The sequence below is a fragment of the Aneurinibacillus migulanus genome (assembly GCF_001274715.1).
Lineage (GTDB): Bacteria > Bacillota > Bacilli > Aneurinibacillales > Aneurinibacillaceae > Aneurinibacillus > Aneurinibacillus migulanus.
On sequence record NZ_LGUG01000004.1, the window covers coordinates 2,270,469 to 2,282,054 of the forward strand.

Below are 11,586 nucleotides of genomic sequence, written 5' to 3' on the forward strand. Positions count from 1 at the left end.
CACAAAAGGTTACGTAACAGAACGAGAAGCCGAGTAACGATACGATAGGCGATAGCATAAAATGACAGCGAAAAGGAGAGGTGAAGGAAATTGTATTCCGCTTATATGTCACAGGGTGCTCCCGCTATGGGTGTACAGATGATTGCAACCGCGAGGATCCAGGGAGGTCCGCTGGCTCCTGGCATTACTGGTATTGTACAGTTTGTACCAATTCCTGGAGGAACATGGGTATCTGCCTACATAGAAGGTCTTCCGCCTTATCGACCGGCCAAGGGCGAGAAACCACCTATTGGCCCGTTTGGTTTCCATCTTCATGAATTTGGAAACTGCCAGGTGGGTGACCCGGCAAAACCGTTTATGTCAGCCGGTGAGCATTGGAACCCGACCAATCAGCCACACGGCAACCATGTGGGAGATTTTCCTGTATTATTCTCAAACAGCGGCAGAGCAATTATGGGGTTTTTTACAGATAAATTTACTGTTCCCCAGGTCATTGGTAAATCCGTTATTATTCATGAGAATCCAGATGATTATCGCTCGCAGCCATCTGGAGATGCGGGCAGGCGCCTGGCCTGCGGCGTGATTCGGCAGGGGTATTGATCGCGCTGTGCCCTATCTTTAGCGAAGGAGAGAAAAAATGTACGGATTTTATCCTAATGGGTATAGTCGATTTCCGATAACTACGGAACCTGGCGATGTAAAGCTTTTTCAGCATTCAGCTATGCAATTTCTCCGACCGGCGCAAGAGCTCCAGCACTTACTGCAAACGATTGCCTCCCAGCCCGGCTTTGCCAGACAAGTAAAGGAAGCGGCGTCACTAAACCAGACAGATACGGTAAAACGTTTAATTCGCTCTATGGGTGTCACAACCCTTGGCGATGTAAAATTTACTCCGGACGGATTGCTCGTTGTTTTTCAATCCAATGATAAGCAGGCCTGTTTTGCGATACGACTGTCTCTGTGCTGGTAGCGGCAGTCTCCTTTACCGCAAAAGCGCATGATAAAAAGCCGAGGTATGTTGCATACCTGCGGCTTTTTGGCACTTACTCTTCATCCCGCTCGTTAGGAACGATAATATATTGACCTGTCAAAGCATCCACATATCCGTATCCTTCCGAATAGTCCCATGCATAAACAAGAATCGGCGCTGGAGCACGCTGATCAAAGTATTGCGGCCAAACGTATTGCAGCTTTGGTGATTTATTTTTTAGAAAAGCCTCAAGTGCTTGTTCTTTCGTTACGATGTCCTTTGAATCGGGAAGATCCAGTTTGTCCTTCGGTGTAGTAAGCGAGAATGAGACAATGTTCCCCGTCTGATTGTCTACTGAAACCTGATAGGTACGATCCATGATAGGGACGCCCTGATATGTTTCGTAGAAAAAGAAGCTATATTCCTTAGGCTGGTGCTCGGTGAACCCTTCTGGTAATTTACTCTTATCTACCCAGGAAGGCAGTTCTCGTTCCGGATAAGTAAAGCCTGTCCATTCCAGCTGTGTTGCGGAAGGGCTCGCGTATTTTTCAAGGAAATTGCGTGCAGTAGCGAAAGCCTCATCCTGTGTTACTTTTGCCGGCTGTGCTTTTTGATCTGTATTCAACTGTAAGCTGGCGTATTGTACCTGACCGGTTTTTTTATCTGCTGCTACACTTGCATATGTTTGATCATCTTCTGTGCTGAAGTGATACACTTGTTGTGGGCTTTCTTTCTCCCATGCCATACCTCGTCGTTCTTCAATACGTAACTTCGCTACGGCATCCTTGTTATCGAATACTTTGGCAAGGAGCTGCTTCGCTTCTTCTTCGGAACGGACAATAAGCTGCTGTCCTTTTGGAGAAAGCTCGACCTTTTTATTTGGTGTGGGCTTACTTTGCTCGTCAGCAAGTTCTTTGCCACTCATCGTATCGACTGCTTTACCCGTTTGCGGTTGATAGTATCCAAAATTATAAAAATCATAACGCAGAACAGGCTTCGTTTTTGTGTTATCCATCGAGCGACTGTACTCTTCCGGTTGCTCTTCTACATAGCTTAGGCTTACACTGTCAGCCGTAGCGATTTTTTGCTTAATTTCTTCCACAGACAGAGCGGTATCCGGCTTCGGTACGGTGATCTTGTCTAGGTCGATGGGATCATATGAATAGCTTGTGACATGGCCGAATGAATCGACACTGATACGTGGTCCCACATTCCCTTCTACAGGGATACCATTCAGCATAAGTGGGAAATCTGCAGTGCGTTCACTCCAGGTCGTTTGTGTACCATCTTCGTTATCAATACTCGAAGAGCCGCCTGAGTTTGATTTAGGCTTGCCGAACTTTTTTCTCTCTTCTGTTCCGAGCCACTCGGTAAGAAACTTGTCTGCCGACTCATACGTCAGTTTGAGTGAAGGGCTCTTATCAGATGCCCATTCCCAGATGTTCAAATTGAGTCTAAGAAGTTCTCCGGTTTTAGTATCGAACATAAGGTCAGCGTTGGATGCTCCTTTTTGATTTCCCTGTTCTTCTGGTTTTCTGTTACTAAGAGAAATGGAAAAACGACCGCTATCTTCCTGGGATTGGCTCATAACGATAGTTAGCTTCTTCAATTCCGGCTGAAGTGTAAATAGCTTGTCCATCGTTTTTTGTACGGCAGGCGGGATAGGGGCAAGGTTTTCTGTTGTTGTGTCTGATGTGCTGCTTGTAGTTGATTCTACGGGCTGGGCTTGAACAGCTTCACCTTCCGCTGCCAATGCAGGTGCAGCAGGAACAAGTGAGGATGCCAACAATAAGGCAGCCAGCGGTAATGAATGCTTCATTAATAACTCTCCTTTTGGATATAAATAGAAACTATGTTTTATTTTATCATAAGAAAACAGGAAAAAATCAACAATTTCATATAGAGATGCATATAGGAATGAAAAAAGTCGGGGTACAGTAAGTACCTACCGACTTTTTAGCTTTATTCTTCATCCCATTCGCTAGGAACGATAATATATTGACCTGTCAATGCATCCACATATCCGAACCCTTCCGAATAGTCCCATGCATAAACAAGAATCGGAGCCGGAGCACGCTGATCAAAGTATTGCGGCCAAACGTATTGCAGCTTTGGTGATTTATTTTTTAGAAAAGCCTCAAGTGCCTGTTCTTTCGTTACGATGTCTTTTGAATCGGGAAGATCCAGTTTGTCCTTCGGTGTAGCAAGCGAGAATGAGACAATGTTCCCCGTCTGATTGTCTACTGAAACCTGATAGGTACGATCCATGATAGGAACGCCCTGATATGTTTCATAGAAAAAGAAGCTATATTCCTTAGGCTGGTGCTCGGTGAACCCTTCTGGTAATTTACTCTTATCTACCCAGGAAGGTAGTTCCGGTTCTTTGTAATAAGTAGAGTCCGTCCACTCTAGTAGTGTTGTGGAAGGGCTGGCGTATTTTTCAAGGAAATTGCGTGCGGTAGCGAAAGCCCGGTCCTTAGCTACTTTTGCCGGCTGTGCTTTTTGATCTGTATTCAACTGTAAGTTAGCATATTGTACCTGACCGGTTTTTTTATCTGCTGCTACACTTGCAAATATTTTATGATCTTCTGTGCTGAACTCATACATTTGTTGCGGGCTTTCTTTCTCCCATGCCATACCTCGTCGTTCTTCAACACGTAACTTCGCTACGGCATCCTTGTTATTGAATACTTTGGCAAGGAGCTGCTTCGCTTCTTCTTCAGAACGGACAATGAGCTGTTCTCCTTTCGGATAAAGCACGACCTTTTTATTTGGAGTAGGTTTATTCTGACCGTCAGCAAGTTCTTTGCCACTCATCGTATCGACTGCTTTACCCGTTTGCGGTTGATAGTATCCGTACTGTTGCAAATCATAGAGTAGAGCAGGTTTTGATTTTGTGTTATCCAGTAAGCGGCTGTATTTCTCAGGTTGATGTTCCATATAATACAGGCCTAGGCTATCAGCTGTAGCGATTTTTTGCTTAATTTCTTCAACAGGCAGAGCTGTATCTGGCTTTGGTATAGTAACCTTATTCAGGTCGATTGGGCTATATGTATAGCTTGTGATATGGCCGGATGCATCGACACCGATGCGTGGTCCGACATCACCTTCTACAGGGATCCCATTTAGGATAAGCGGGAACTGTGCATGGCGTTCTCTCCATGACGTTTGTGTACCGTCATCATTGTGAGCGGTGGAACCGCTACTACCACGAGATACAGGCTTGCCGAATTGTTTTCTCTCTTCTGCTCCGAGCCACTGGGTAAGGAACTTCTCCGCTGTCTCGTATGTCAGTTGGAGAGAAGGAAGCTTGTCGGATGACCAGGCGGCGGCCTGAACATTCAACAAAAGCAATTCTCCTGTTTTTTCATCGAATTCCAGATGAGCGCTCATGCCTTCTTTCGAATTTCTGAGTTCTTCTTCTTTTTTGTCGCTAAGATACACCCGAAAATGCTGATTATCTTCCCGAATGGTGCTTGTGATGATATTTAATTTCTTCAATTCCGGCTGAAGTGTAAACAGCCTGTCCATTGTTTTTTGCACGGCAGGTGGAATAGGGACAAGATTTTCTGTTGCTGCGTCTGATGTGTTGGATGTAGCTGATTCTGCGGGCTGTGCTTGAACGGCTTCACCTTCCGCTGCTAATGCAGGTGCAGCAGGGACAAGCGAAGAGGCCAACAGCAGGGCAGCTAATGGCAATGAATGTTTCATTACAACTCTCCTTTTTTGAATATAAGTAGTAACTATTTTTATTCTATCATATGAAAGATTAGGAAAAAATCAATCGTTTTATCATTATTTACTAGTGAAATACGTATGCAGTATGTGGATATATATACAAAAAACGGAGACGTATAGAAACGCCTCCGTTTTTAATCGTATATTGAAACCTGTAAAATTCCATGATAAAATGAAGAGTGCCAATCAACTCTCTTCATAAATTCATTATAATATCTCAATATAATGATATCATAAGAGATTAGGATTGTCAAATGCTTTGCATGGTAAATTTTCGTGACAAGGAGTGGGGATATGGGTGCGAATCAGGAGTGGCAAGAAGAACAACAACGGGTGAACCGAGTTGTCGGGCAAATCGGTAAACAAATCGATACTCTTCAACGGCAGGTTGGTGAGATAAAAGCCGAGGTTGTGGATATCCGCAAAAATTTCTGGGATGATGTGACCGTTAATTTTGATGACGCGCATGAAGCGGCAGAAACATACGCCAGCATGAAACAACAGGCGGAAGTTCTATCGGAAAGGGAACGCAGCCACAGGCATGCAAAAGAGCGACTAACGACGCTTGGCAGGCTCTTACAGTCTCCTTATTTCGGGCGCATCGATTTTGCGGAAGCCGGAGAAAAAACAGAACGCATTTATCTTGGCATCGCTTCTTTGCTTGATGAGAATGGAGAAGATTTTCTTGTTTACGATTGGCGCGCTCCCATCTCTAGTCTCTATTATGACTATCCGCCCGGCCCGGCACAATACGAAGCGCCAGGTGGCACAATTACTGGAACGATGGAGCTAAAGCGACAATACGTAATCCGTGACAGTTGTATTCGCAGCATGTTCGATACGGGTGTTACTATCGGGGATGAACTGCTGCAGGAAGTGCTGGGTAAGCAAGCGAACACACAGATGAAAAGTATTGTAGCTACCATTCAAAAGGAACAAAACCGCATTATCCGCAATGAACGGAGTCGGCTGCTTATTGTACAGGGCGCAGCCGGCAGCGGGAAGACGTCCGCTGCCCTTCAGCGTGTCGCCTATTTGCTGTACAGGTATCGGGAGACGCTACAGGCGGAACAGATTGTATTATTTTCTCCTAACCCGATGTTTAATAGCTATGTCTCTACAGTTCTTCCCGAGCTTGGGGAGAAAAATATGCAGCAGACGACGTTTCAGGAATATCTGGAACGGCGGCTTGGCAAGGCGTTTCATCTTGAAGATACGTTTACACAGATGGAATATACCTTATCGGCGATGAATGAACCGGGCTATGCGGCGCGCATCGAAGGAATCCGTTACAAAGCGAGTAGCGATTTTATGGAAACCATCGAAAGATACGTATCTGTTCTCGGTAAGAAAGGGATGCTCTTCAAGGATATAAAGTTTCGGGGCGAGGTGATTCTTTCTGCGGAATATATTAAAGAACAATTCTATGCGCTGGATTCTGCCCTGCGGATTCCCAATCGTATGAAGCTGCTTGCGGATAGATTGCTGGAGGAGTTGAAAGAGAGGGCCCGATTGGAGCGAACGAAGCCATGGGTGGAGGATGAAATCGAGCTGCTTGATAAAGAAGCGTACCTGGAGGCATATAATAATCTCCGGAAGAAAAAACGATATACAGAAGATACGTTTGACGACTTTGAGCGTGAGCAGAAGTTGCTTGCCAAAATGGTTGTGCAAAAACACTTTAAGCCTTTGCAAAAGCGTGTAAAGCGACTCCGTTTTCTCGATATGGTTGCTATATATCGGCAGTTGTTTACGGATCCACAGTATATAACCCAATTTACGCCTGATGACGAATTGCCAGAACATTGGGTGGACATCTGTGTACAAACAACAGAGAGACTAGACCGTTCTGTATTAGCCTATGAGGATGCAACACCGTATTTGTATTTACAGGAGCAGCTTGAAGGCTTTCAGACAAATACGCTTGTTCGACATGTATTTATCGATGAAGCGCAGGATTACTCTCCGTTTCAGTTCGCTTTCATTAAGCGATTGTTTCCCCGTAGCAAAGTGACGGCGCTTGGCGATTTGAATCAGGCCATTTATGCTCATGCTGTTGTTAATACTGGGTTATCGGCTTTGTCGTCGCTATATGAAAAGGAAGAAAGCGAAGCGTTCGTGCTTACACGTAGCTATCGCTCCACCCGTCAGATTGTTGAATTCACCCGAGGACTTATCGATGGAGGAGAGGAGATCCAGCCGTTCAACCGTGACGGCAATAAGCCGACAGTGACGCAAGCGGCTGACATGACTGAGCTTACCAGAAATGTTGCCGACCGCATCCGCATGCTCCAGGCTGCCGGACATCGAACGGTTGCTATTATATGCAAAACCGCCAGAGAAAGCCGGGATGCGTATGAAGCATTGAACGCCAGCATTCCGCTTCGCCTTATCGGAAAAGAGACATCTTCTTATGAGTCCGGTGTGTTGGTCATTCCTTCTTATCTCGCAAAGGGTGTAGAATTTGATGCGGTTATCATCTACAATGGCTCCAAAACCCAGTATGAAAGGGAGAGTGAGCGTAAGCTGTTCTATACCGCATGTACCCGGGCTATGCATGAATTACACATATATTTCGTTGAAGAGATGAGCCCGTTTATATATAGGGCTCCCTCTGAAACGTATACTGTAATAGAAAAATCATATAAATAAAAAACGAAAAAAGCCTATGGTTTTCCATTTTTGAACACCATAGGCTTTTTGTTGAATAACAGAGCCTTATTGTTATACCCAGCCGCGTGCCTGCATGGCTTCGGCAATTCGTTTTAAAGAAATCATATATGCAGATGTACGGAAATCGACGTCATACTGCTTTGCGAGAGAACTTACTTCATTATAAGAATGAACCATTACATCACGTAGCTTGTGATTGACTTCCTCCTCGCTCCAATAGTAATTCATCAGATTCTGCACCCATTCAAAGTAGGAAACCGTAACCCCGCCAGCATTGGCCAGAATATCGGGAATAACGAGAATTCCTTTTTGGAATAAAATTTTGTCCGCTTCTGGCGTAGTCGGGCCATTGGCGGCTTCCGCTACGATGCGTGCTTTTACTTTTTCTGCATTTTTCAGCGTAATTACATTCTCCAGTGCAGCCGGAACGAGAATATCAACATCCAGCTCCAGGATTTCTTCTGCTTGCTGAAGGTGATAACGCGCGTCATAATTCATAATTGTCGAGGAATCCTTCAATTGCGTAACCACGGTAAGATCAAGTCCTTGTGGCTGATACAGTGCACCTTTAGAATCGCTTACTGCTACGATTTTGCAACCTTGTGCAGCCAAAAGTTCAGCAGCGATTCGACCTGCATTGCCGAATCCTTGAATAGCCACGGTGGCACCTTTCATTTGCTTTCCTGCTTCTTTTAACGCTTCTTCGATCGTGTATACACAACCGCGTGCTGTTGCTTCATTACGTCCTTTAGAACCGCCGATGATAAGCGGTTTACCAGTGATGACGCCAGGATTGAACGCTCTTGTAATTCGGCTGTACGTATCCATCATCCAGCCCATAATTTGCGGATTGGTATATACATCAGGTGCGGGAATATCTTTTTCCGGCCCGATGAAGTCTGCTATGGACTCCATAAAACCTCGGCTAATCCGTTCAAGCTCCCCTTTGCTGAATTCGTGCGGATCGCAGATAACCCCGCCTTTTCCACCGCCATACGGCAGGCTGACGACACCGCATTTGAAGCTCATCCACATGGATAATGCTTTTACTTCATCCATTGTTACATCGGGATGGAAGCGGATACCGCCTTTTGTCGGTCCGATTGCATCATTATGCTGTGAACGGAACCCTTCGAATACACGGATGCTACCATCATCCATTTTTACCGGAAAATTAACGGAAAGAACACGCATTGGCTTCTTCAGAATGTCTATAATCCCTCGATCAAGCCCCAGAATCTTTGCTGCATTTTCAATTTGTGTCTGGACGATTTGATACGGATTCAGTACTTCTTCGCTGCTTTGTTTTGTCTCCTGTAAAATGGTCATAATTTTTTAACCTCCCCTATTGATTGAACATTCAGATATTATCTGTTTAAAAAAGAACATGTATCTCATCTTTATATATGTTTTCAGCCATTTTTTTGAAAAATGACCTTTATTTCGCTACATATGTATTTTATAATTGAAAATTAATCTAAACAATATTAAAAATAGATAAAATCAATGCTATATTGAGATGAATAGTGTGGTGAAGTAAGTATGGAGTTTAGACAAATACAATATTTTATTGAAGTGGCCAAGCGAGAACATGTAACTGAGGCGGCTCTCGCTTTGCATGTTGCTCAATCGGCTGTAAGTCGACAGATTTTCAACCTGGAAGCGGAATTGGGCGTCAATCTATTTATCCGGGAGGGCCGGAATGTGAAGCTGACACCCATCGGAAGAATGTTTTTAGAACATATGCAACAAGCAATGCAAGTTATCGAAAAAGCGAAGCGGGAAGTAGAAGAATATCTGGATCCTGAAAAAGGCCGCATCCGCATCGGTTTTCCCAGCAGCCTGGCTGCCTATACACTTCCCACCGTTATTTCGGCTTTTCGTGAAACGTATCCGCACGTCAAGTTTCAATTGCGTCAAGGGTCCTATCATTTTTTAATCGATGCCGTAGCAAAAGGAGATATAGACATGGCTTTGCTTGGACCAATGCCTAAGTCAAATCCCCGCATTAAAGGCCATATTTTATTTCTCGAAAACATTGTTGCATTGTTGCCATCGCACCATCCGCTCGCAGGCCAGGCATCTTTGCAATTAAGTCAATTACGGAACGATTCATTCGTACTGTTTCCTAAAGGATTCGTATTGCGTGAAATCGTAGTTGATACTTGCCAGCAACTTGGCTTTCAGCCTACGGTGTCTTTTGAAGGGGAGGATATCGATGCGATTAAAGGATTGGTTGCAGCCGGTCTTGGTGTTACGCTCATTCCTGAAATTACGCTGATCGATAGTATCCCGCGCTCAACGGTGAAGCTCCCTATTAGCGAACCGATGGTTACCCGTACCGTCGGTGTCATTATTTCCAGTGAACGCGATTTGCTTCCTACAGAGAAATTGTTCTATGATTTTCTGAAGAAGTTCTTTACGGTATTGGGCAGGTTTGAGATGTAATATGTAAATAATGGAGGGGACCAGAATGAATGCGGATAAACATCTTTCTACAAAGGTGAAAAAAGCGTTTGAGGAATTTGCAGGTAGAAAAATTAGAAATAAAGCCATTGAGGTTGCCGTTCGACACGTACAAAATATTCAAGGTGCGAATCCCTCTCTAACAATAGAGGAAGTTATCGATCAGGCCATTATGAAAACGATCAAGGATGGTATGGTATTCTAGCTATATACATCTGATTTGATACATCGACAAATTTTTGTGGTGAGAGGTAAGAAAAAAAGGAAGGGCGGTAGGCGGGAGCGGTCGGAAAAGGACACGCTTGCTTTTTTTCTGCTGGAGCGCAGGGCGCATCCAACCTCTTCTTTTTCTGAATCGCCTCCTTCCAACCACGCTGCCCTGTCAAACTATCAAGTGTAATTTATATAGCATATGTTGCGTCTGCGTATCATTTCAATCGAAAATATGGATAAAATTACCGGATAATTCGATGTATAATGCAGTCTCCATGTGGAAAATTAAAACTATCTTCAACCAACATTCACCATTAGGAGGACGTACAATTATGGCTCGAAACCAAAGAAGAAACACGAATGAACTAGTTGCTCCACAAGCACGTACAGCTATCGATCAAATGAAGTATGAAATCGCATCAGAATTTGGTGTTCAACTCGGACCGGATACTACTTCACGTCAGAACGGTTCCGTTGGTGGAGAAATTACCAAGCGCCTTGTACAGATGGCAGAACAACAGCTTGGCGGACGCATGCACTAAGTTGATTATTATTTCTGGTGAACAGCCTCCTGCACGATACGGGAGGCTGTTTTACTTTCCTGCCTTAACTGCTTTTAGAAAATAAAGAAGATATGAAATAAAAAAACAATATGCTATTCTTGATGAGAGTGAAAAGAGGATAAAAGGTGGAGATACATATGCAAGAAAGAAAAGTCGCATTAATTACAGGCGCGGCTACCGGTATCGGGCGCGCCATCACCCTGCGTTTGGCGCAAGAAGACATAAATGTGGTGATTAACTATTCGCGCTCCGAACAAGAAGCACGGCAGACGCAAAAAGATGTGGAAACATATGGGGTAAAAAGTTTATTGCATCGTGCCGATGTAGCGGATGATGAGGCCGTTCGCCTGATGATAAAAGAAACATTAGATACGTTCGGACGTCTCGATATTCTCGTTAATAATGCAGGTACAACAAACTTTGTTGATCATGACAATCTGGAAGGATTAAAGGATGAGTACTGGGATCGGGTAATGAACATTAATGTGAAAGGAATGTTTTCTTGCTGCCGTGCAGCAGCCCCAGAATTGAAAAAACGTAACGGCTGTATCGTTAATATTACTTCGATTGCAGGTATGACGGGGCTCGGCAGTTCGATTGCATATGCGGCTTCGAAAGCGGCCGCCATCAGTGTTACAAAATCGTTGGCACGCGTGCTGGCCCCTGAAGTACGCGTGAACAGCATTGCACCTGGCGTCGTCGAAACCCGCTGGGTAGAAGGCCAGGAAGAGCATGTGAAGCGATTGGCAGAAGGAACACCTCTCGGTCGGGTAGCCTCTCCTGAGGATATAGCGGAAGCTACGTATTCTCTGATTTTTCATGCGAATTTTGTGACCGGACAAAATCTTGTAGTGGACGGTGGTATGTTTATATAAATTACAAATAATATTTCGACGGTCGTGTAGCTGTAGGTAGAAAAAATGGAGGGAAGGAGAAAAAAATAGAGGTGCCGCTGCGCTTTCA

Annotated in this window: 11 protein-coding genes; 8 read left to right on the forward strand and 3 right to left on the reverse strand. The window is 44.5% G+C overall.

Annotated features, from left to right (window positions below; genetic code table 11):
- Window positions 1–126: 126 nt before the first annotated feature.
- Together AF333_RS12950 and AF333_RS12955 are read left to right on the forward strand one after the other, a co-directional pair.
- Window positions 127–600, forward strand: a complete 474-nt coding sequence (locus AF333_RS12950; RefSeq protein WP_043069035.1) for a superoxide dismutase family protein — start codon at window positions 127–129, stop codon at window positions 598–600.
- A gap of 37 nt (window positions 601–637) precedes the next feature.
- A complete protein-coding gene (locus AF333_RS12955; RefSeq protein ID WP_043068977.1) occupies window positions 638–970 on the forward strand; it encodes a hypothetical protein in 333 nt (110 codons plus the stop codon).
- A 73-nt stretch (window positions 971–1,043) separates the two neighbouring features.
- On the opposite strand, the gene AF333_RS12960 is transcribed toward AF333_RS12955, so the two are convergent.
- Window positions 1,044–2,789 carry a YcdB/YcdC domain-containing protein gene (locus AF333_RS12960; protein WP_043068978.1) on the reverse strand — a complete coding sequence of 582 codons (1,746 nt, stop codon included), beginning with the start codon at window positions 2,787–2,789 and terminating at the stop codon, window positions 1,044–1,046.
- A 143-nt stretch (window positions 2,790–2,932) separates the two neighbouring features.
- Window positions 2,933–4,681 carry a YcdB/YcdC domain-containing protein gene (locus AF333_RS12965; protein WP_043068979.1) on the reverse strand — a complete coding sequence of 583 codons (1,749 nt, stop codon included), beginning with the start codon at window positions 4,679–4,681 and terminating at the stop codon, window positions 2,933–2,935.
- 321 nt (window positions 4,682–5,002) lie between these two features.
- Between AF333_RS12965 and helD the strand changes: the two genes are divergently transcribed.
- On the forward strand, window positions 5,003–7,360 hold the full coding sequence (helD, locus tag AF333_RS12970) for an RNA polymerase recycling motor HelD (protein WP_043068980.1): 2,358 nt from the start codon (window positions 5,003–5,005) through the stop codon (window positions 7,358–7,360).
- Window positions 7,361–7,432: 72 nt separating this feature from the next.
- On the opposite strand, the gene AF333_RS12975 is transcribed toward helD, so the two are convergent.
- Complete coding sequence (locus AF333_RS12975) at window positions 7,433–8,710, reverse strand: Glu/Leu/Phe/Val family dehydrogenase (RefSeq protein WP_043068981.1); 1,278 nt, start codon at window positions 8,708–8,710, stop codon at window positions 7,433–7,435.
- Window positions 8,711–8,923: 213 nt separating this feature from the next.
- Here AF333_RS12975 and AF333_RS12980 point away from each other — a divergent pair, with 213 nt between their 5' ends.
- From AF333_RS12980 to AF333_RS12995, 5 genes are all read left to right on the forward strand, one after another.
- On the forward strand, window positions 8,924–9,829 hold the full coding sequence (locus AF333_RS12980; protein WP_043068982.1) for a LysR family transcriptional regulator: 906 nt from the start codon (window positions 8,924–8,926) through the stop codon (window positions 9,827–9,829).
- Window positions 9,830–9,854: 25 nt separating this feature from the next.
- A complete protein-coding gene (locus AF333_RS12985; RefSeq protein WP_043068983.1) occupies window positions 9,855–10,052 on the forward strand; it encodes a hypothetical protein in 198 nt (65 codons plus the stop codon).
- Window positions 10,053–10,067: 15 nt separating this feature from the next.
- The gene (locus tag AF333_RS35150) at window positions 10,068–10,247 is read left to right on the forward strand and encodes a hypothetical protein (protein ID WP_235496421.1); all 180 of its coding nucleotides are present in this window, start codon (window positions 10,068–10,070) and stop codon (window positions 10,245–10,247) included.
- A 145-nt stretch (window positions 10,248–10,392) separates the two neighbouring features.
- Complete coding sequence (locus AF333_RS12990) at window positions 10,393–10,602, forward strand: alpha/beta-type small acid-soluble spore protein (RefSeq protein ID WP_043068984.1); 210 nt, start codon at window positions 10,393–10,395, stop codon at window positions 10,600–10,602.
- Window positions 10,603–10,760: 158 nt separating this feature from the next.
- Entirely contained in the window at window positions 10,761–11,498 is a 738-nt protein-coding gene (locus AF333_RS12995; protein WP_043068985.1) for an SDR family NAD(P)-dependent oxidoreductase, read from the forward strand.
- The last annotated feature ends 88 nt before the right edge of the window (window positions 11,499–11,586 follow it).

Excerpts from the sequence above, each read along its gene's own strand:
- AF333_RS12950 (WP_043069035.1), top strand. The coding sequence starts at position 127 with ATGGGTGTACAGATGATTGCAACCGCGAGGATCCAGGGAGGTCCGCTG.
- AF333_RS12955 (WP_043068977.1), top strand. The coding sequence starts at position 638 with ATGTACGGATTTTATCCTAATGGGTATAGTCGATTTCCGATAACTACG.
- AF333_RS12960 (WP_043068978.1), bottom strand. The coding sequence starts at position 2,789 with ATGAAGCATTCATTACCGCTGGCTGCCTTATTGTTGGCATCCTCACTT.
- AF333_RS12965 (WP_043068979.1), bottom strand. The coding sequence starts at position 4,681 with ATGAAACATTCATTGCCATTAGCTGCCCTGCTGTTGGCCTCTTCGCTT.
- helD (WP_043068980.1), top strand. The coding sequence starts at position 5,003 with ATGGGTGCGAATCAGGAGTGGCAAGAAGAACAACAACGGGTGAACCGA.
- AF333_RS12975 (WP_043068981.1), bottom strand. The coding sequence starts at position 8,710 with ATGACCATTTTACAGGAGACAAAACAAAGCAGCGAAGAAGTACTGAAT.
- AF333_RS12980 (WP_043068982.1), top strand. The coding sequence starts at position 8,924 with ATGGAGTTTAGACAAATACAATATTTTATTGAAGTGGCCAAGCGAGAA.
- AF333_RS12985 (WP_043068983.1), top strand. The coding sequence starts at position 9,855 with ATGAATGCGGATAAACATCTTTCTACAAAGGTGAAAAAAGCGTTTGAG.
- AF333_RS12990 (WP_043068984.1), top strand. The coding sequence starts at position 10,393 with ATGGCTCGAAACCAAAGAAGAAACACGAATGAACTAGTTGCTCCACAA.
- AF333_RS12995 (WP_043068985.1), top strand. The coding sequence starts at position 10,761 with ATGCAAGAAAGAAAAGTCGCATTAATTACAGGCGCGGCTACCGGTATC.